Origin of the sequence: Klebsiella aerogenes, from assembly GCA_029027985.1 — a bacterium.
GTDB classification, from domain to species: domain Bacteria; phylum Pseudomonadota; class Gammaproteobacteria; order Enterobacterales; family Enterobacteriaceae; genus Klebsiella; species Klebsiella aerogenes_A.
The window spans coordinates 574162-593933 of sequence record CP119076.1; the positions used below are offsets into that span (position 1 = coordinate 574162).

Sequence of the window (19772 nt, forward strand, 5' to 3'; positions counted from 1 at the left end):
CGTGCGGATAATGCGTTCCCGGGCTTGCATTCCGTTAAAGGAAAGGCGTTAATAGACAAAACGAAATGAAACGAAAGAATTGACCAAAGGATTTCTTATGAGCAATACCGACTCTTCTGCGGGCAAACGCATAACGGGCACCAGCGAAAGGCGTGAGCAGATCATCCAGCGGTTGCGACAGCAGGGAAGTGTGCAGGTGAACGATCTTTCCGGATTGTTTGGCGTGTCGACGGTAACTATCCGCAACGATCTGGCATTCCTGGAAAAGCAGGGCATTGCCGTTCGTGCGTATGGTGGGGCGTTGATTTGCGACAGCCACACGCCAGCCCCGGAGCCTTCTGTTGAAGATAAAAGCGCCCTCAATACGGCAATAAAACGCAGTATTGCCAGGGCAGCCGCTGAACTGATAAAGCCAGGGCATCGGGTGATTCTGGACTCAGGTACCACCACTTATGAAATTGCCCGCCTGATGCGCCAGCATACCGATGTGATTGCGATGACCAACGGTATGAACGTTGCTAATGCATTACTGGAAGCGGAAGGGGTTGAACTGTTGATGACAGGGGGGCACCTGCGTCGCCAATCGCAGTCTTTTTATGGCGACCAGGCGGAGCAATCTTTGCAGAACTACCACTTCGATATGCTGTTTCTCGGCGTTGATGCCATTGATTTAGAGCGTGGTGTCAGTACGCATAATGAAGATGAGGCGAGGCTTAATCGTCGGATGTGTGAAGTGGCTGAGCGAATTATTGTGGTCACTGATTCCACAAAATTTAATTGTTCCAGCCTGCATAAAATCATTGATACGCAGCGTATCGATATGATTATCGTTGATGAAGGCATTCCTGCTGACAGCCTGGAGGGGTTACGGAAGAATGGAATAGACGTAATTTTAGTTGGCGCCTGAAGCATTTTACAAAAGTCCTCTCCTGCAGTGGAGAGGACTGAATATCTAAGTATCACGTCACCGGCGCCGGGTTAAACACCGCCAGCTGGTTATGCAGCCCCCATTGATCGGAGAAGGTTTTCTTACGTCCGCTGGCGACATCGAGAATAAACTCGAACAACTTCAGCCCGACCTCCTCAATCGTCTCTTCGCCGGTGGCGATGGTGCCCGCATTGATATCCATTAAGTCGTACCAGCGGTTGGCCAGTTCGGTACGGGTCGCCATTTTTATCACCGGTACCGCCATCAGCCCGTAAGGGGTGCCGCGCCCGGTAGTGAACACCTGAACGGTAATGCCGGAAGCCACCTGCTGAGTGCCGCAGACAAAATCGCTGGCTGGTGTCGCCGCATAAATCAGCCCGCGTTTTGTCGGGCGTTGACCCGGCGAGAGGACTTCGACGATGGCGCTGTTGCCTGATTTGGCAATGGAACCTAGCGCTTTTTCCACCACGTTTGCCAGACCGCCTTTCTTATTGCCCGGGGAGGGGTTGGCGCTGCGATCGGTTTTACCCATCTCCAGATAGTTATCGTACCAGGCCATCTCTTCCAGCAGACGTTTACCAACGTCTTCGTTGATGGCGCGGGGGGTCAACAAATGGATGGCGTCGCGCACTTCGGTGACTTCCGAAAACATGACCGTCGCGCCACAACGTACCAGTAGGTCGGAAGCATAACCAACTGCCGGGTTGGCGGTCACACCAGAGAAGGCGTCGCTGCCGCCGCACTGCATACCGACCACTAATTCCGAAGCCGGGCAGGTCTCACGCTGACGGGCGTTCAGCTTCGCCAGATGGCGCTCGGCAACCTGCAGGATATCATCGACCATCGATTTAAAACCGACGTGCTGTTCGTCTTGCAGACGCACAACGCTGGCGCTATCGACAGCAATCGGCTGCACGTCTTCGGTTCCCTGCAGTAGACGCTCCGGCTGCAGCTTTTCACAACCAAGGCCAATCACCATGACCTCGCCGCCGAAGTTCGGATTCAGGGCGATATTGTGAATAGTGCGAATCGGCACGATTGCCGCCGGGGCGTTAATCGCCACGCCGCAGCCGTACAGATGGTTTAGCCCCACCACGCCATCGACGTTCGGGTATTTCGGCAGCAGGTCGCGCTCAATGATTTTCACCACGTAATCCACAACCCCGGCGACGCAGTGCACGCTGGTGCTGATCCCCAGCAAATTCTTGGTGCCAACGCTGCCGTCGGCATTGCGGTAGCCTTCGAAGGTATACCCTTCCAGCGGCGGTAACGGCTCGGGCACTTTGGTCGCCAGCGGCAGGGTGTTCAGTGGCGGCGCGGTCGGTAGTTCGACCAGCGACTCATCAATCCAACTGCCTTGCGGGATGGCGCGCACCGCGAAGCCAATGACTTCGCCATAACGGATAATTTCGCCATGGGCGGGGATATCGACAAGGGCGACCTTATGGCCCTGCGGAATATGCTCAATGAGGGTCAGACCATCCGGAAACCGCGTTCCGGCAGCTAACCCGCGATCGTTGACAATAATTGCCACATTATCGGTAGGGTGTACTTTTATATAAAATGCCGTCGGCGACTGTTGTCGAATTTCAATGTCAGCCATTGTCCAGTAATCTCCAGCCAGGTGGTGCTTATTATAATATGAAACGTTAATTCAGGGGTTGCTCATCAGCATGATGGAATAAAGAATGTCAGGAGTTTTGGCTTTAAAACGTGATCTGAATCACTCCTTTTTGCGGCCGTCATCACGGGGGGGCGGGCAATCGCAAGAACTGTGGGTTAGCGCCCATGTCTTGTGGCATTTGCATAGTTAAAATGTATTTAACTGGGTTTATATTGTGATTATGCATAGTGTCTGACCACTGTTCGCTGATTATACTGAGTCATGTTTTTGATGCATTCGGTATGCGAGTGGCTAGTTTCTAATATCGTCTATTAAATATTAAAGAACCCACTTAATAAATAATAAAAGGCGTTCTGTACCTGAGGAATATTTAAATGATTCTGGACTCTACATTGGATGAGAAAAAAGGGATGCCGACCCGCTATTTAATTCTGCTGATTATATTTGTGGTCACCGCGGTTTTGCCGGCAGCGTACTGGGCGGGTGATATTAAACGTATGGAATTGCAGAAGTAAGCAACGATTAACGCAAGGTAAAAATCATGGATAACGCAATTTTCCCGAACAAATTCAAGGCTGCGCTGGCGGCCCATCAGGTACAAATCGGCTGCTGGTGCGCGTTGGCGAATCCAATCAGTACCGAGGTGTTGGGACTGGCTGGTTTCGACTGGCTGGTGCTTGATGCGGAACACGCACCGAACGACGTGACGACGCTTATCCCGCAACTCATGGCGCTGAAAGGCAGCCACAGCGCGCAGGTGGTCCGTGTGCCGACCAATGAACCGATCATCATCAAGCGCATGCTGGATATCGGCTTCTACAACTTCCTGGTGCCGTTTGTTGAAACGGCGGAGCAGGCGGCGCAGGCGGTGGTTTCTACCCGCTATCCGCCGGAAGGGATCCGCGGCGTCTCTGTTTCTCATCGCGGCAATATGTTCGGCACCGTGCCGGACTACTTCGCCCAGTCCAATAAAAACATCTCGATTCTGGTGCAGATTGAGAGCCAGACCGGGGTGGATAACGTCGAGGCCATCGCCGCGACCGACGGCGTCGATGGTCTGTTTGTCGGGCCGAGCGACCTGGCCGCGGCGTTGGGCCATTTGGGTAATGCCGCCCATCCTGACGTGCAGCGGGCTATCCAGCATATCTTCGCCAGCGCGAAGAAACACGGTAAACCGAGCGGCATTCTGGCCCCGGTAGAGGCGGATGCGCGTCGTTATCTGGAGTGGGGCGCGACGTTTGTCGCCGTTGGCAGCGACCTTGGCGTGTTCCGTTCAGCCACCCAGAAACTGGCTGATTCTTTTAAGAAATAACCACCATCGACAGTAGAGAGAGATAAAGACATGACAATGAAAGTTGGTTTTATTGGCCTCGGTATTATGGGTAAACCAATGAGTAAAAACCTCCTCAAGGCAGGTTACTCGCTGGTGGTTGCTGACCGTAACCCGGAATCCATTGCAGAAGTGATTGCCGCAGGCGCCGAAACCGCCGCCACGGCGAAGGATATCGCCGAACAGTGCGACGTGATCATCACCATGCTGCCGAACTCCCCGCACGTGAAAGACGTGGCGCTGGGGGAAGGCGGCATTATTGAAGGGGCGAAGCCGGGGACTGTGCTTATCGACATGAGCTCCATTGCACCGTTGGCCAGCCGTGAAATCAGCGACGCGCTAAAAGCGAAAGGCGTGGATATGCTGGATGCGCCGGTAAGTGGCGGCGAGCCAAAAGCGATTGATGGCACGTTGTCGGTGATGGTCGGCGGCGATAAAGCGATTTTCGACAAGTATTACGATCTGCTGAAAGCGATGGCAGGTTCGGTGGTACATACCGGCGACATTGGCGCTGGCAACGTCACCAAGTTGGCCAACCAGGTCATTGTGGCGCTGAATATCGCGGCGATGTCGGAAGCGCTGACTCTGGCGACGAAAGCGGGCGTTAACCCGGATCTGGTTTATCAGGCGATTCGCGGCGGTCTCGCAGGCAGCACCGTGCTGGATGCGAAAGCGCCGATGGTGATGGATCGTAACTTCAAGCCGGGTTTCCGTATCGATTTGCATATTAAAGATCTGGCGAACGCGCTGGATACGTCACACGGCGTGGGCGCTCAGCTGCCGCTGACGGCGGCGGTGATGGAGATGATGCAGGCGCTGCGCGCGGATGGCCTGGGTACGGCTGACCATAGCGCTCTTGCATGCTACTACGAAAAACTGGCGAAAGTGGAAGTCACTCGCTAACAAGAAGGGCGTGTTCGCGCGCCCTGCAATTCTTGCCTTGCGCGGCACTGTCAGGCTACATAACTATGAAAATCGTAATTGCCCCAGACTCTTATAAAGAAAGCCTTTCTGCCATCGAGGTAGCACAGGCGATAGAAAAAGGATTTCGGGAAATTTTCCCCGATGCGCAATATGTTTCTGTTCCGGTTGCCGACGGCGGCGAGGGTACGGTTGAAGCGATGATTGCCGCCACGCAGGGTTCCGCGCTCTCGGCGTGGGTCACCGGACCACTGGGCGAAAAAGTGAATGCCAGCTGGGGCATGTCAGGAGACGGTAAAACCGCATTTATTGAGATGGCGGCGGCCAGCGGCCTGGCGCTGGTGCCGCCGGAAAAACGTAATCCTCTTATCACGACGTCGCGCGGTACCGGCGAGCTAATTTTACAGGCGCTGGAACACGGTGCGACGAGCATTATTATCGGCATCGGCGGCAGCGCGACCAACGATGGCGGTGCCGGGATGGTACAGGCGCTGGGCGCGAAGCTTTGTGATGCCAACGGCACCGAGATCGGCGACGGTGGCGGTTGTCTGAACAGCCTGAACTCGATTGACATTTCCGGGCTGGATCCGCGTCTTACACATTGCGCTATCCGCGTGGCCTGTGACGTGACGAACCCGCTGACTGGCGAGCAGGGAGCCTCGCGTATTTTTGGCCCACAGAAAGGGGCGACCGAAGCGTTGATTGCCGAGCTCGACAGTAATCTTGCCCACTACGCCGAGGTGATCAAAAAATCGCTACGCGTGGAAGTGAAAGATGTGCCCGGCGCTGGGGCGGCGGGCGGGATGGGTGCCGCGCTGATGGCGTTTCTTGGCGCTGAACTGCGTAGCGGTATCGAGATAGTCACGACCGCGCTCAATCTGGAAGAGCATATTCATGACTGCACGTTGGTGGTGACCGGCGAAGGGCGACTCGATAGCCAGAGCATCAACGGCAAAGTGCCGGTTGGCGTGGCGAGTGTGGCGAAGAGATATCATAAGCCGGTGATTGGTATTGCTGGCAGCCTGACCCACGATGTTGGCGTGGTGCACCACTATGGCATTGACGCGGTATTCAGCGTGCTGACAAGTATCGGGACGCTGGAAGAGGCATTCCGCGGCGCATTCGACAATATTTACCGCGCTTCGCGAAATATTGCGGCGACGCTGGCGATCGGAATGCGCTGTGCGGGGTGACAAAGGCGCGGGAACCCTCTATACTGCGCGCCGAAGCTGACCAGACAGTCGCCGCTTCGTCGTCGTCCTCTTCGGGGGAGACGGGCGGAGGGGAGGAAAGTCCGGGCTCCATAGGGCAAGGTGCCAGGTAACGCCTGGGGGGTGTCACAGCCCACGACCAGTGCAACAGAGAGCAAACCGCCGATGGCCCGCGCAAGCGGGATCAGGTAAGGGTGAAAGGGTGCGGTAAGAGCGCACCGCGCGGCTGGTAACAGTCCGCGGCACGGTAAACTCCACCCGGAGCAAGGCCAAATAGGGGTTCATAAGGTACGGCCCGTACTGAACCCGGGTAGGCTGCTTGAGCCAGTGAGCGATTGCTGGCCTAGATGAATGACTGTCCACGACAGAACCCGGCTTATCGGTCAGTTTCACCTATTTATGTAAAAACCCCGCTTCGGCGGGGTTTTTGCTATCCGGGTAGTGGTATCAGGATGAATGACTGTCCACGACGCTATACCCAAAAGAAAGCGGCTTATCGGTCAGTTTCACCTCTTTATGCAAAAAAACGCTTCGGCGGGGTTTTTGCTATCCGGGTAGTGATATCAGGATGAATGACTGTCCACGACGCTATACGCAAAAGAAAGCGGCTTATCGGTCAGTTTCACCTCTTTATGCAAAAAACCGCTTCGGCGGGTTTTTGCTATCCGGGTAGTGATATCAGGATGAATGACTGCCTACAATACGACTGAGCGTTGATAATAAAGATACCGCTATCCGAATGGTAAAATAATAAATGGTTTTGATGAATTATTAATAAAATAATATTCATACGGTGAATGTTATTATTTTAATATTTAAAGTGTGCTTATGATTTTTTACACATCGTCATCGTTGTCCAGGGAATAATACGTCGTTTTATCTCAAACGTTAATTCAGGATAACAAGATGAACAAAATCTCTCGCATTGTATTACTCACCACCATGGCAGCGGGTTTTTCGATGGCGGCACAAGCCGCAGACGTGACTGCGGCGCCAGCTCCCGCGCAGGATCCTATCGTGCAGCATTTAAAGTTGAGCAAAGATCAGGTCGCTAAAATTAAGAGCCTGCATCAGGACCTGGAAAAAAATGTCCAGCAGGTTTCGCAGAAAGATATTAAAGATGGCGTTTTATTTGATGTGATCGATTCCGGTAAGTGGAATGAAAAAGCGGTTAACGATCAGCTGGCGGCGTTCAGTAAAGTTGAGCAGCAGATGCGCTATTATCGGGTGAAGTACTATTTTGGCGTCAATCAGGTACTGACGCCGGAGCAGCGTACTCAGGTTAAAAAAGATCTTTCTCAGGCGTTGAGCGAGTAACCATATCGGCCCCGCAATGGGGCCGATTTCCCAGCCTTTTATTTGGTAGTATCATATGCTGACTGTTTACGTTGTTAATACAAAAAACGAAGTAAATAACTAATTACACCCGCGAGTGTGATAGTCATCATCTTTTTCTTCGTTTCTGAATTACAACTTATTAACACAATATTTTGCGTTAGCTCACGGAATAAATGTTCTCTGCCTTAATGAAGAAATAATCCGGTGGTATTAATTCATTTAAAAACAATGTGTTGCGCTATTTCTCTATGTTGCGTGAACAAGCAATATCTCCTGTTCCTCAGTAAGGGAGAAACGACGATCTTGATATTTCGCTTCTTAGAGAATTATTTTCTACTGGCGGTTCTCGCTGACATCTAACGTGGCAAATTTTTTCTCTTCATTTCGCGTTACTATTTTCTCGCTTAATAATTTTCAGAGTATAACTCCGCGCATCAACAATAAATCCTACAAATAAGAGTGAGACTTTGTGATGGAAACAATCTTAGTTACGCCCTCAGGTGGGGCTGATGGCGTTCGATGAAACGGCGGTCACGGGTAATGAAGGCATTGTGGCGCATGATGTTGAGCAGTCGATCAAAAACCTGTGCGCATTGGCTTGTCAGTCGATGCAGCAAACTGACAAGCAGGTGATTCAGATAATGGCGAGCAAGCTCGCTTAACCACATACCCCGGCGTCAGGCCGGGGATTTAGCTGAGCTCTTCTGACTGACGTATTTCAGCTTCTGCGACGATGGCTTCCAGTTCGCTAAGCATCTCCTCATAGCCGAAACTGACGGTGCTCGTCGCTTCTTCTCGCGGTTGCGGTGTCGACGGCGCGGTTTTTCTGCTTTTCTTCTTACTCACTCACAAACTCCCGGGCTTCCGTATTTACACCGGTAAATCTATCAGTAAAGCGCGCAGCGGCGTATCGGCAACGAGGGTAATGTTAGCTTCGTCACGAATAAACGCCCCGTCGCCGCAGGTCAGGGCCTGCTTCTCTTCCTGTTTTGCCACGGCATGCACCGTGCCGTGAATCGACTGTAGATAGGCGCGTGGGCCGTGTAGCTGAACGTTTATCTCTTCACCTTTCGCCAACTGCAGGTGATGGATCCACACCTGCTGGCGCAGCTGTAAACTGTCGCCGTTGCTGTCGGGCGACGCCACTAGCTGAATCGGCGAATCGTTTAGCGCTATTTTCTGCGCCAGCGGGTTTTCCCGCTCCGGGCAGGCGTCCAGCCACAGCTGCATCCGCGTTAACGACTGCTCCTTACTAAGATTATGCTCGCTATAGCTCACGCCCGGCTGGGTTGAGATAAGCAGCGCTTCACCGGCCTTCGCCTGCATGTGGTTGCCGTCGCTGTCGCGATATTCCGCTTCACCTTCCAAAATCAGATTCAGGATATCGACCTTTGGATAGGTACGCGGTTGGAATGACGCACCCGGCGCCAGCACTTCCTGGTTGAGGACACGCAGCGAGGCGTAGCCCAGCAATTTAGGGTCGAAGTAGTGGCCAAAGGAAAAGGTGTAGCGGGCCTGCAGCCAGCCGAAATCTGCTTGTCCGCATTGTTTGGCTGTTCGGGTTGTAATCATTTTCTTGACCTCTCTTTACACTAAATCAATGGTAAAGGTATGGACGCTGTATTGTTAGCCAGATATTCTGCCCGGTATGTTCAAAATTCCTGAATGAGAGCAAAATGGCTAAAGAGAGAGCATTAACGCTGGAAGCGTTACGCGTAATGGATGCGATAGATCGACGTGGAAGCTTTGCCGCTGCGGCTGACGAGCTGGGTCGCGTGCCTTCTGCCCTAAGCTACACCATGCAGAAACTGGAAGAAGAACTGGATGTTGTGCTGTTTGATCGCTCTGGTCATCGCACAAAATTTACGAACGTTGGTCGTATGCTGCTGGAGCGTGGGCGCGTGCTGCTGGAAGCGGCGGATAAGCTGACGACTGACGCTGAAGCGCTGTCGCGGGGCTGGGAAACGCACCTGACTATCGTGACTGAAGCGCTGGTACCCACTCCGGATCTGTTCCCGCTGATTGAAAAGCTGGCGACCAAATCCAATACCCAACTGTCGATTATTACCGAAGTGCTGGCTGGCGCCTGGGAACGCCTGGAGCAGGGGCGTGCTGATATCGTGGTCGCGCCGGACATGCATTTTCGCTCATCGTCGGAAATTAATTCACGTAAGCTCTATTCGGTTTTAAGCGTTTATGTTGCCGCGCCGGATCATCCTATTCATCAGGAACCGGAGCCGCTTTCCGAAGTTACCCGCGTAAAATACCGCGGCGTGGCGGTAGCGGATACCGCGCGCGAACGTCCGGTTTTAACCGTTCAACTGTTGGATAAGCAACCGCGTTTAACCGTCAGCACCATTGAGGATAAGCGCCAGGCGCTGCTGGCGGGGCTGGGGGTGGCGACGATGCCATACCCGCTGGTTGAGAAAGATATTGCCGAAGGGCGTCTGCGGGTGGTTAGCCCTGAATACACCAACGAAATCGACATTATCATGGCCTGGCGTCGCGACAGCATGGGGGAGGCAAAATCCTGGTGCCTGCGCGAGATCCCGAAACTGTTTCATGGCAGATAATGCTGAGATGCGCTCCTCCGCTCGGAAGAGCGCATAAATCAGTAGGAGAAGGGTTTGGGGTTCGGCCCAAAGCGGTTATTGCCAGGTGTACCGTTCTGGCAATTGAAAATCAAAATTACCACCCAGCCAATGACCGGGATCAGCAGCAGCAGTATCCACCACGCCGAGCGGTCGGTGTCATGCAGGCGACGAAATTGCACTGCCCACCAGGGTAAAAAGACAAGTACGCCATAAATGGTCGTCAGGATGCCTTCACCCCCCGCGCGCTGCCAGCCGAGCATTTTGTCAATGATACTGAGCACCGCGGTGAGAATGATGTTGACCAGAATAAACATCCAGAACTCTTTACGCCGGGCGCGCCCGCTAAAACCAATATAATTTCGTAATACTTTTAGATACCAGTCCATTTTTGCGCCTCCACTAACCGTCAATCACTTGTTTTTAAAGCGATCAAAATAATGATAGGCGTGAATGTTAAGCTGGTAAATATCTGTAATCTGAATATTAAGGCGCCGCTGTCGGCGCCTTATCGATCAACGGAAAAGACGATCCCGGCCATGGGGCTCATTGAGATCCTGATGCGGGCCAACAGAGATGATCCCCGTCGGGTTGATGGTTTTATGGCTGCGGTAGTAGTGATTGCGGATATGTGGGAAATTCACCGTTTCGGCAATACCCGGCATCTGGTAGATGTCGCGCAGGAAACCATACAGGTTGAGATAATCGCTGATGCGGCGCTTATCGCATTTAAAGTGGGTGACATAGACCGGATCAAAGCGTACCAGCGTGGTCCACAGGCGAATATCGGCTTCAGTCAGTTGGTCGCCGGTCAGGTAACGGTGCTGGCCGAGGATCTGCTCAAGGCGTTCGAGCGAGGTAAACACCGCATCGACAGCTTCATCATAGGCCTGCTGGCTGGTGGCGAAGCCGGCCTTATAGACGCCGTTGTTCACGTTGTCGTAAATCCAACTATTCAGATCGTCGATCTTGTCGCGTAATGCCGGCGGATAGTAGTCGCCGGCGCGCGCGCCCAGACTATCAAACGCGGTATTGAACATGCGGATGATCTCAGCGGATTCATTGCTGACGATAGTTTGCTGTTTTTTATCCCACAGCACCGGTACGGTAACGCGCCCGGTATAGTGCGGATCGGCCTGCAGATAGAGCTGATAGAGGAACTGATGATGATACAGCTGGTCGCCGGTCGCATCAGGGAAATCGTCAGCAAAGGTCCAACCGTTTTCCAGCATCAGCGGGTTAACAACGGATACGGAAATAAAAGGTTCTAATCCTTTCAGCTTGCGCAGGATTAACGTGCGGTGCGCCCACGGACAAGCCAGAGAAACGTACAGATGATAGCGGTCTTTCTCCGCGGCGAAGCCACCTTCACCAGCTGGACCTGGCGCGCCATCGGCGGTGAGCCAGTTGCGGAAGGCCGAAGCGGAACGTTTGAACCGTCCTCCGGTGGATTTGGTGTCATACCAGGTATCTTGCCAGACGCCGTCGATTAATTGTCCCATTGCATCCTCCTACAGATAGCAAAAGCGAGGGGATCACCCTCGCTTTTTGATATTTTCACTCAGTATAGTGCGCTTACCACTTTTTATTCAGCACGCGGTCGATGCTGAATGCGCCAGGACCTGTTACTGCCAACAGCAGGAAACCACCGGCGATGGTCAGGTTCTTCATGAACATCAGAGAGTTCACGCCTTCAGCAAAGTTGCTGTGGAACAAGAATGCGGTCAGCAGAGTGAAGCCAGCGGTGAACAGCGCGGTGGTACGGGTCAGGAAACCGAACAGAACCGCCAGACCGCCGCCGAATTCAAGCAGGATTGTCAGCGGCAGCAGTGCCCCCGGGACACCCATCGATTCCATATACTGTTGAGTACCTGCATACCCGGTGATTTTGCCCCAACCTGCGGTGATAAACAGAATTGGCATCAGAATACGCGCTATCAGTACACCAACATCTTCTAATTTTTTCATTTCCTACTCCAGAAAACCCAAAGGGCGGCGATTTCGTTTTTTGGTGCAATCCAGCGTAGTTACGCGGGCTTGCTGTCGATGGGGAGGATATTAGCGAGGTTGTGATGTGATTGTTAGCAAGGAAAACTGTAGATCTTTTTCAAAGTTTCTGAGCAATTGGTGCGATCGGTGAAAATATTCTCCGAGGCGCCTCGCAGCGTCCGTTGCGGCCGGTTGTCGCGACGAAGATAAAAGAGGATATCTGTCGCCAGATTATTTTTGCGGAGACAGGATGTCATGAAACGAGTCAGGGCTACGCCTCACGACGCGCTGTTTAAAACATTTCTCACCCATCCGGAAACGGCGCGGGAGGTTTACGGGGCTCATTTCCCGTTGATTGATGTGACATCCTTCACGGATGATGAAATCCAGCAGCACCGACGTATAGCAATTCTGGAGTTCCTGCAGAAAAATATTCGCCAGCGCGATCTGAATGGCCTGGTAGATCAACTCGTCACGTTGCTGCTGCCGGGTTATACCACCGAGCACCAATTTCACGTGTTGATGAATTATATTGCCTGCTCAGGCTATTTGGCCAACCCAGGCAGATTTTTTCGTCAACTGGCGCAAGGGATGCCTGAACATAAGGAGCAACTGATGACATTAGCAGAATGGTTTGAAGAGCGGGGGCGGACGAAGGGGAGAAAGCAGGGATTGGAAGAGGGGAAACGCCAGGCGACACGAAAGATCGCCCGGGCTATGCTGCTCAACGGCGTCGCTGGCGAGCTGGTGTGCAAGACGACCGGTTTAACCGCACAGGAGCTCAGCGAGCTGGCCCACTGAGCTGGAATTAGCGCGGGGCAGACTGGCGCAGAAGACTTCTGACCATCCGCCAGGTACTCCAGAGACCCAATCCGCGCCGGGTCCAGCGAATTAAAAAGCGTGGGTGGCGCACTGACCAGATAGCCATGAGGCCGCTGCCGACCATGGCCCATGAGCGCAGATGCTTAAGCGTTTGCCAGCCGTGATCGATAGGCGCGGTGGCATCCAGCCAGTTGCGGTGGCTGGACGCCAGATCCAGCCGTTGTTGCTGGATCTGGCGCAGCAGCTGCGTTTTACGCTGATCGCGTTCCTGCCGGCTGCTCATGTCCGCTCGTCCTCAAGCAGCGCGCGATCGTTGGCCAGCTCGTTTCGCGTATGGCGTAAAAATGTCGAACGGCGAGCTTTACGTAGCGTCCAGATGCCGCCTATCAACGAGGCGAGCAGTAGCACGCTGGTGGTCGCGATCATGACGTGCAAACGGTACTGCGGATCGACGGCCCAGATGATCAGAACCAGCAGGCTCATCAGACCGAAGGCGGCGAACAACAGCGTGAGCCCCAGCATCAGCAACAGCTGGAAGAGATTGGCTTTCTCCTCTTCCAGCTCCACGACGACCAGGCGCAACCGCGTTTCCACCATTTCGACCAGCAGCGTGATAATCCGCTGACCAATGCCGAATACGCTCTGTCCCGGTCCTTGCGTGTGTTGAGAATTCGCCATAATTAACGGCGCGACAGCAGGACGCCCAGCACCAGCCCAACGGCTGCGCCAATGCCTACTCCGGTCCACGGATTTTCACGGACGTATTCATCGGCGCGGGCGGCGGTTTCACGTGTCTGCTTAACGATCGCGTCGCTGGTCTCGCCAAGGCGCACACGGCTGTCTTTCAGCACGCTTTCTGCTTTGCTACGCAGTTTGCCGATCTCTTCTTTCGACTTGTCGGTAGAAGAGTTCAGCACTTCTTCCAGGGTGTCAGCCAGGTTTTTTAGCTCGGCGCGTAGATCTTCTGCAACGTTATCTTTAGCCATCTCGTTCTCCTGTAGCATTGACGAATTAATAATCGCGTGACTCAAGCGCTTTCAGTTCCTGCTGCGCTTCATCCAGTTTATGTTCCCGTTTGCTAATTTTATCCGCATTGCCTTTCTGTTTCGCCTCGTTCAAATCACGCTGGCGTTCGGCGACTTCAGCCTTTTGTCTGGCGATTTTCTGCTGGTGATCGGATCTGACCTTGCTGTCGCTGCAGTGAGCGCGAACTTCTTGCAGCGCTTTGTTCAGGCCATCAATGCGATTCTGATTATGGTGTTTTTCGGCATAGCTAATCTCCCGTTGGATACTCTGTTCTTTTTCCTGACAGGGAGAGCTTGCGAAGGCGCTGGCGCTAAGTGAAGTCAGAGCCAGTAAGAGTGCGATGCGGTATTTCATGGATTCAACCTTCCATTGTGCGTGGGCATATCCGTGATATACCCGATCCAGTCAATCAATACGAGCCAGGCGGTTCCCGCAGCTTTAATCATAGTCTCGAAAGCAAGAGAGCACCAAACCTGACGAAAAGATTCGGAATTTTTGGCGTGTCACCCAAACCGATGCGGCGCGTCGCGCAGGCGGGATAGCCAAACGGTGGGCGAGTTTTCCTCATCCACCAGAGCAATAATATACCCGTGCGGCAGGACGCGGCCCAACACTTCTTTTGCAGCGGCGCCCTGGGCGTTGGAATCGAATTTGATCAGCAGGCCGTCTTTTTGCGGGGTAATGCTTTTAAAGCGAATACCGTTGGCATCAAGATGATGCCAGACGGAGAAACCGTCCGGCATCGCGATGCCCTGACCGACGGGGCGGATGGCCAGGGTGGATTCATGCTGGCTCACGGTCAGCCACAGCCAGAACATGGCGCAGAGCAGCAAGGAGCCGCTCAGCATCCATCGTAGCTGGCGCCAGGAGGGAGGGGCGATCGTCATTCTCAGCTCCGACTGCTGTGTTTTTTCTTCCACAGCACGACCAGGGAGCCGATCAGACCGAAGATCAGCAAAGCAACCGGCAGCAGCATCAGACACGACATCAGTTGGTCTTCATACTTCAGGAATACCGGCGTTTTACCCAGCAGGTAGCCAAGCGTGGTGAGGATCAACACCCACAGCAGGCCGCTTATCCAGTTAAAGAACTGGAAGCGTGCGTTATTCAGGCCGGAAAGGCCGGCAATAGTTGGCAGCAGCGTACGCACGAAGGCGATAAAGCGGCCAATCAGCAACGCAGACAGCCCATGTTTGTGGAACAGGTGATGCGCTCGCTGATGATAATGTGACGGCAGATGCGAGAGCCAGTTTTGTACGAGCCGTGTATTACCCAGCCAGCGTCCCTGTATATAGCTCACCCAGCAGCCGAGGCTTGCCGCCGTTGTCAGCAGCAGTATGGTTTCCGGAAAGCCCATCGCCCCTTTAGCGATCAATACTCCAACCAGCACCAGCAGGCTATCGCCCGGTAAAAATGCCGCGGGCAGCAAACCGTTCTCAAGGAACAAAATCATAAATAAGACAAAATAGAGCATGCCAATCATGGAGGGATTAGCGAGCGTTTCGTAATCCTGGGCCCATAAGGCATTCAGTAATTGGGTTAGTAGTTCCATTCACGATTCCTGGTACATCGGTTAACGGTACGTCTGAACGCGGTGTAGTATTAGCCATCGGCTATAGCGACTAGATTATTTTTAGAGTATGGCCGCTGTTGCTACGTTCTGAGCAGATCCTTGAGTAAACAGTAAGTAAACTCTTACTCCCAGAACGGCAAAATGCATCTAATTGTAACAAACCCACTGACTTTTCGTCATAGAAATTGCAGTTTGTTGCCGATTGATTTTGCTGATTGCCGGGGCGGGTGGCGAGAGGATTTACACAGGCTGACACTATATATGTTTTGCTTACCCTGCCGGGTTGGCGGGCAGGAAAGGGTGTCCTGCCCGTAGAGGGGATAATGCGTTATTTTGTACCGTTTGCCGCGGTATCAAGATGAACCACCGGATTTTCGGCAAATAAATAGCGATCGGCATTGAATTCAAAGTCATCGCTGGTTTCGTTAAACAGCATCAGCTTGGTATTTTCCAGATGCTGCCACATCGCGAGTTTCGCGGCATGCGGGTCTTTGCGGATCAGCGCTTTGAGAATCTGGTCATGATCGTCGCACCAGTTATCGACGGTGCGCAGGTCGATATGATCGTGTAGTTTTTTCCAGTACGGGTTGTGCACGCGCTGGGTCCACATTTTCTCAACGATGGCGGCGAGAGCGGTGTTCTGGGTTGCCAGCGCGACCTGTACATGGAACTGCAGGTCCCATTCGGAATCGCGGAAGCACTTCTCGTTGCGCGCTTTCTCCTGGATCTCCATCAACTTCATGATGTCCTGCTTGGTCACCTGGGTGGCGGCGAACTCGGCAATGTTGCTCTCAATCAGCTGACGGGCCTGGAGGAGTTCAAACGGGCCGTAGTTGGCGAACTCCAGCGTTTCATCGACCACCTGTTGGTACTTCGGATGGTTAGAGATGACATGGATGCCGGAGCCTTTACGGACTTCAACATAGCCTTCGACTTCCAGCATGATGATGGCTTCGCGAACCACGGTGCGGCTGACGCCTTTTTCATCGGCGATAAAGCGCTCTGCGGGCAGCTTATCCCCTACAAGGTAGACACCTTGTTCGATACGCGTTTTCAGCTCAGCGGCAAGCTGCTGATACAAACGGCGTGATTCAGTGATTTCCATATTCGCTCCCGGAAGATGGCGACAATATTCGATTTGTTATACCACTTTTCCGCGCTTTCCACCACTGAAAGGCATGAAAAAGCCGCCCGGGCAGGCGGCTTAATTCGTGGACAAATCGCGATGAGGTCTAGCTTTGCGTCACCGGTTTACTGGTGTTGAGCGGCGTGGAATCATCGTCGGCCGATTTGTTTTTCAGCACGGTCCAGATAACCAGAGCGCCCAGCAGGTCGAAGACCGCCAGTACTGCGAACAGCGGGCTGAAGCCAATGGTATCCGCCAGCGCACCGACGACCAGAGCGAACATGGTGCTGGCCAGCCACGCGGCCATCCCGGTCAGACCGTTGGCGGTAGCCACTTCGTTACGACCAAAGACGTCGGAAGAGAGGGTGATCAGCGCGCCGGACAGGGCCTGGTGAGCAAAACCGCCGACGCACAGCAGCGCAATCGCGATATACGGGCTGGTGAACAGACCGATCATACCTGGGCCAATCATCAGCAGGGCGCCCATGGTCACGACCATTTTACGCGAGACGATCAGGTTCACGCCGAACCAGCGCTGGAACAGCGGCGGCAGGTAACCGCCAACGATGCAGCCGAGGTCGGCGAACAGCATTGGCATCCAGGCGAACATAGCGATCTCTTTCAGGTTAAAGCCGTAAACCTTGAACATGAACAGCGGGATCCAGGCGTTGAAGGTACCCCAGGCCGGCTCTGCGAGGAAACGCGGCAGCGCAATGCCCCAGAACTGACGGTTACGCAGGATCTGCCACGGCGACATTTTCTTCGCGTTATTGGTCTGGTGCTGAGATTCCTGGCCGCCGATGATGTAATCACGCTCTTCGGCGGTTAATTTTTTCTGATCGCGCGGGTGTTTGTAGAAGATGAGCCAGGCCATCGCCCAGGCAAAGCTCAGTACGCCGGAAATAATGAACGCCATCTGCCAGCTGTGCATCACAATCGCCCACACGACCAGCGGCGGAGCAATCATCGCGCCGATAGAGGAACCCACGTTGAAGTAGCCAACGGCGATGGAACGCTCTTTCGCCGGGAACCATTCGGAACTGGCTTTCAGACCGGCAGGGATCATTGCCGCTTCCGCTGCGCCGACCGCGCCACGGGCCAGCGCCAGGCCGCCCCAGCTGCCCGCCAGCGCGGTTGAACCACAGAAAATAGCCCACGCGATAGCGAAGAAGGCGTAGCCGATTTTGGTACCCAGAATATCCAGCACATAGCCAGCAACCGGCTGCATTACGGTATATGCAGCGGAGTAGGCGGCGATGATATAAGAATATTGTTGGGTTGAAATGTGTAACTCTTCCATTAGCGTCGGCGCAGCCGCCGCCACGGTGTTACGAGTCAGGTAACCCAGCACGGTGCCTAGCGTCACCAGTGCGATCATATACCAACGTAACCCTTTAATTTTACGCATGTAAAACCTCATCGTTGTTGTCTCTCCGCAGCGCATGCGGCCATCTCTCATCCCGCTTTGGGGAAGAGGATGGAGAAACGGAGGGTCCAGGACGTGATCTGAACCTTGCCATCAGTGGTTAAATGTAAACCGGCATCCCTACCGTTTAATCCGATGTTATTAACACCGGCAATACATTCCGTCGGTTTATATGTTGCGACGGCAGAAAGATAACTTGTCATACAACTTTAAAAGTTGAGTACTGTCACAAAAGTGGGAAAGTTTGTAGGGGCATTCATTGCGTCAAATAAAGCCAGTACTGGCGCGGCCTACAGCGGTATTTACTCCTTTGGTGGTGTTTTTTTTGTCGACGTTTATTGATCTAACTCACGAAAAATACTTCGGCCTGTAGAAATTGGTGTGATAACTTTGTCAGCATTACAGTCAATCATCTGATGGGCTCCTCAACGGGGCGAAGAGGAAACGACAATGACACCGTTTATGACCGAAGATTTTCTGCTTGATACCGAGTTTGCCCGCCGTCTGTACCACGACTATGCCAAAGATCAGCCAATTTTCGACTACCACTGCCATCTTCCTCCGCAGCAGGTTGCCGAAAATTACCGTTTTAAAAACCTGTATGACATCTGGCTGAAAGGCGATCACTACAAGTGGCGCGCGATGCGCACCAACGGCGTGGCCGAGCGCCTGTGTACCGGCGATGCGTCCGATCGCGAGAAGTTTGACGCCTGGGCGGCGACTGTCCCGCATACCATTGGCAACCCGTTATACCACTGGACGCACCTGGAGCTGCGTCGTCCTTTTGGTATTACAGGTAAGTTGCTATCGCCTGCTACCGCGGATGAAATCTGGAACCAGTGTAATGACTTACTGGCTCAGGAAGCGTTCTCCGCTCGTGGGATCATGAAGCAAATGAACGTGAAGATGGTCGGCACCACCGACGATCCGATTGATTCGCTGGAGCATCACGCGGTTGTTGCCAAAGACAGCGCTTTTGATATCAAAGTATTGCCAAGCTGGCGCCCGGATAAAGCGTTTAACATTGAGCAGGCCACTTTTAACGACTACATGGCGAAGTTGGGTGAAGTGTCCGATACCGATATTCGTCGTTTTACCGACCTGCAAAGCGCATTGACTAAGCGTCTGGACCACTTTGCCGCCCACGGTTGTAAAGTTTCCGACCACGCGCTGGATGTCGTGCTGTTCGCCGACGCTACCGATAGCCAGTTGGATAGCATCCTGGCGCGCCGTCTGGCGGGTGAAGCCCTGAGCGAGCATGAAGTCGCGCAGTTCAAAACCGCAGTGCTGGTGTTCCTTGGCGCGGAATACGCCCGTCGCGGCTGGGTACAGCAGTACCACATCGGCGCGCTGCGTAACAACAACCTGCGCCAGTTCAAACTGTTAGGGCCGGATGTCGGCTTCGATTCCATCAACGACCGCCCGATGGCTGAAGAGCTGTCTAAGCTGCTGAGCAAGCAGAACGAAGAAAACCTGCTGCCGAAAACCATTCTGTACTGCCTGAATCCACGCGATAACGAAGTGTTGGGCACCATGATTGGCAACTTCCAGGGTGAAGGCATGCCGGGCAAGATGCAGTTCGGTTCCGGCTGGTGGTTCAACGATCAGAAAGACGGCATGGAACGCCAGATGACCCAACTGGCGCAGCTCGGTCTGCTGAGCCGTTTCGTCGGTATGCTGACCGACAGCCGCAGCTTCCTTTCCTACACTCGCCACGAATACTTCCGTCGCATTCTGTGCCAGATGATCGGCCGCTGGGTTGCTGCCGGCGAAGCGCCTGCGGATATCGCGCTGCTGGGCGAGATGGTGAAAAACATTTGCTTTAACAATGCGCGTGATTACTTCGCCATTGAATTGAACTAAGACC

The 19772-nt window shown here is 53.6% G+C and carries 22 protein-coding genes, 1 other RNA gene and 2 pseudogenes; 11 read left to right on the forward strand and 14 right to left on the reverse strand.

Annotated features, from left to right (window positions below; all coding sequences use genetic code 11):
- Positions 1 to 97: 97 nt before the first annotated feature.
- On the forward strand, positions 98 to 907 hold the full coding sequence (locus tag PYR66_02820; GenBank protein ID WEF28688.1) for a DeoR family transcriptional regulator: 810 nt from the start codon (positions 98 to 100) through the stop codon (positions 905 to 907).
- A gap of 52 nt (positions 908 to 959) precedes the next feature.
- On the opposite strand, the gene garD is transcribed toward PYR66_02820, so the two are convergent.
- Entirely contained in the window at positions 960 to 2531 is a 1572-nt protein-coding gene (garD, locus tag PYR66_02825; protein ID WEF28689.1) for a galactarate dehydratase, read from the reverse strand.
- Between the two features lie 395 nt (positions 2532 to 2926).
- Between garD and PYR66_02830 the strand changes: the two are divergent.
- From PYR66_02830 to PYR66_02860, 7 genes and pseudogenes are all read left to right on the forward strand, one after another.
- Positions 2927 to 3013 (forward strand): annotated as a pseudogene (locus tag PYR66_02830) (MFS transporter).
- 80 nt (positions 3014 to 3093) lie between these two features.
- Positions 3094 to 3864, forward strand: a complete 771-nt coding sequence (gene garL / locus PYR66_02835) for a 2-dehydro-3-deoxyglucarate aldolase (protein WEF28690.1) — start codon at positions 3094 to 3096, stop codon at positions 3862 to 3864.
- Between the two features lie 30 nt (positions 3865 to 3894).
- Complete coding sequence (garR, locus tag PYR66_02840; GenBank protein ID WEF28691.1) at positions 3895 to 4785, forward strand: 2-hydroxy-3-oxopropionate reductase; 891 nt, start codon at positions 3895 to 3897, stop codon at positions 4783 to 4785.
- Positions 4786 to 4850: 65 nt separating this feature from the next.
- Positions 4851 to 5996, forward strand: a complete 1146-nt coding sequence (gene garK, locus PYR66_02845; GenBank protein WEF28692.1) for a glycerate 2-kinase — start codon at positions 4851 to 4853, stop codon at positions 5994 to 5996.
- Positions 5997 to 6028: 32 nt separating this feature from the next.
- Positions 6029 to 6409, forward strand: an RNA gene (rnpB, locus tag PYR66_02850) — RNase P RNA component class A.
- Positions 6410 to 6920: 511 nt separating this feature from the next.
- Positions 6921 to 7331: a hypothetical protein gene (locus PYR66_02855; protein WEF28693.1), complete on the forward strand. Its 411-nt coding sequence runs from the start codon at positions 6921 to 6923 to the stop codon at positions 7329 to 7331.
- 527 nt (positions 7332 to 7858) lie between these two features.
- A pseudogene (locus PYR66_02860) lies at positions 7859 to 8014 on the forward strand (serine dehydratase subunit alpha family protein).
- 28 nt (positions 8015 to 8042) lie between these two features.
- Here the strand turns inward: PYR66_02860 and PYR66_02865 are convergent.
- Entirely contained in the window at positions 8043 to 8198 is a 156-nt protein-coding gene (locus PYR66_02865) for a hypothetical protein (protein WEF28694.1), read from the reverse strand.
- 24 nt (positions 8199 to 8222) lie between these two features.
- Positions 8223 to 8924: a pirin family protein gene (locus PYR66_02870; GenBank protein ID WEF28695.1), complete on the reverse strand. Its 702-nt coding sequence runs from the start codon at positions 8922 to 8924 to the stop codon at positions 8223 to 8225.
- Between the two features lie 104 nt (positions 8925 to 9028).
- On the opposite strand from PYR66_02870, the gene PYR66_02875 reads away from it, so the two are divergent.
- The gene (locus tag PYR66_02875) at positions 9029 to 9925 is read left to right on the forward strand and encodes a LysR family transcriptional regulator (protein ID WEF28696.1); all 897 of its coding nucleotides are present in this window, start codon (positions 9029 to 9031) and stop codon (positions 9923 to 9925) included.
- A 38-nt stretch (positions 9926 to 9963) separates the two neighbouring features.
- On the opposite strand, the gene PYR66_02880 is transcribed toward PYR66_02875, so the two are convergent.
- The 3 genes from PYR66_02880 to PYR66_02890 all read right to left on the reverse strand — a co-directional run bounded on the left by PYR66_02880 (position 9964) and on the right by PYR66_02890 (position 11911).
- A complete protein-coding gene (locus PYR66_02880) occupies positions 9964 to 10332 on the reverse strand; it encodes a DUF805 domain-containing protein (protein ID WEF28697.1) in 369 nt (122 codons plus the stop codon).
- A 126-nt stretch (positions 10333 to 10458) separates the two neighbouring features.
- A complete protein-coding gene (locus tag PYR66_02885; GenBank protein WEF28698.1) occupies positions 10459 to 11445 on the reverse strand; it encodes a glutathione S-transferase family protein in 987 nt (328 codons plus the stop codon).
- A 73-nt stretch (positions 11446 to 11518) separates the two neighbouring features.
- On the reverse strand, positions 11519 to 11911 hold the full coding sequence (locus PYR66_02890) for a DoxX family protein (GenBank protein WEF28699.1): 393 nt from the start codon (positions 11909 to 11911) through the stop codon (positions 11519 to 11521).
- A 276-nt stretch (positions 11912 to 12187) separates the two neighbouring features.
- Between PYR66_02890 and PYR66_02895 the strand changes: the two genes are divergently transcribed.
- Complete coding sequence (locus PYR66_02895) at positions 12188 to 12733, forward strand: Rpn family recombination-promoting nuclease/putative transposase (protein ID WEF28700.1); 546 nt, start codon at positions 12188 to 12190, stop codon at positions 12731 to 12733.
- A gap of 7 nt (positions 12734 to 12740) precedes the next feature.
- Here the strand turns inward: PYR66_02895 and PYR66_02900 are convergent, their stop codons facing one another.
- From PYR66_02900 to PYR66_02935, 8 genes are all read right to left on the reverse strand, one after another.
- Positions 12741 to 13037: a YqjK-like family protein gene (locus PYR66_02900; protein WEF28701.1), complete on the reverse strand. Its 297-nt coding sequence runs from the start codon at positions 13035 to 13037 to the stop codon at positions 12741 to 12743.
- On the reverse strand, positions 13034 to 13432 hold the full coding sequence (locus PYR66_02905; protein ID WEF28702.1) for a phage holin family protein: 399 nt from the start codon (positions 13430 to 13432) through the stop codon (positions 13034 to 13036). The genes PYR66_02900 and PYR66_02905 overlap by 4 nt, the downstream gene beginning before the upstream one ends.
- Before the next feature lie 2 nt (positions 13433 to 13434).
- A complete protein-coding gene (locus PYR66_02910; protein WEF28703.1) occupies positions 13435 to 13740 on the reverse strand; it encodes a YqjD family protein in 306 nt (101 codons plus the stop codon).
- Positions 13741 to 13765: 25 nt separating this feature from the next.
- Positions 13766 to 14134: a DUF1090 domain-containing protein gene (locus PYR66_02915; GenBank protein ID WEF28704.1), complete on the reverse strand. Its 369-nt coding sequence runs from the start codon at positions 14132 to 14134 to the stop codon at positions 13766 to 13768.
- A 149-nt stretch (positions 14135 to 14283) separates the two neighbouring features.
- Complete coding sequence (gene mzrA / locus PYR66_02920) at positions 14284 to 14661, reverse strand: EnvZ/OmpR regulon moderator MzrA (GenBank protein ID WEF30344.1); 378 nt, start codon at positions 14659 to 14661, stop codon at positions 14284 to 14286.
- An 8-nt stretch (positions 14662 to 14669) separates the two neighbouring features.
- Positions 14670 to 15332, reverse strand: a complete 663-nt coding sequence (gene yqjA, locus PYR66_02925) for a DedA family general envelope maintenance protein YqjA (GenBank protein WEF28705.1) — start codon at positions 15330 to 15332, stop codon at positions 14670 to 14672.
- A gap of 349 nt (positions 15333 to 15681) precedes the next feature.
- Positions 15682 to 16458, reverse strand: a complete 777-nt coding sequence (gene exuR / locus PYR66_02930) for a transcriptional regulator ExuR (GenBank protein WEF28706.1) — start codon at positions 16456 to 16458, stop codon at positions 15682 to 15684.
- A gap of 127 nt (positions 16459 to 16585) precedes the next feature.
- Positions 16586 to 17887: an MFS transporter gene (locus tag PYR66_02935; GenBank protein ID WEF28707.1), complete on the reverse strand. Its 1302-nt coding sequence runs from the start codon at positions 17885 to 17887 to the stop codon at positions 16586 to 16588.
- Positions 17888 to 18355: 468 nt separating this feature from the next.
- Here PYR66_02935 and uxaC point away from each other — a divergent pair, with 468 nt between their 5' ends.
- Positions 18356 to 19768, forward strand: a complete 1413-nt coding sequence (gene uxaC / locus PYR66_02940) for a glucuronate isomerase (GenBank protein WEF28708.1) — start codon at positions 18356 to 18358, stop codon at positions 19766 to 19768.
- Positions 19769 to 19772 lie beyond the last annotated feature (4 nt).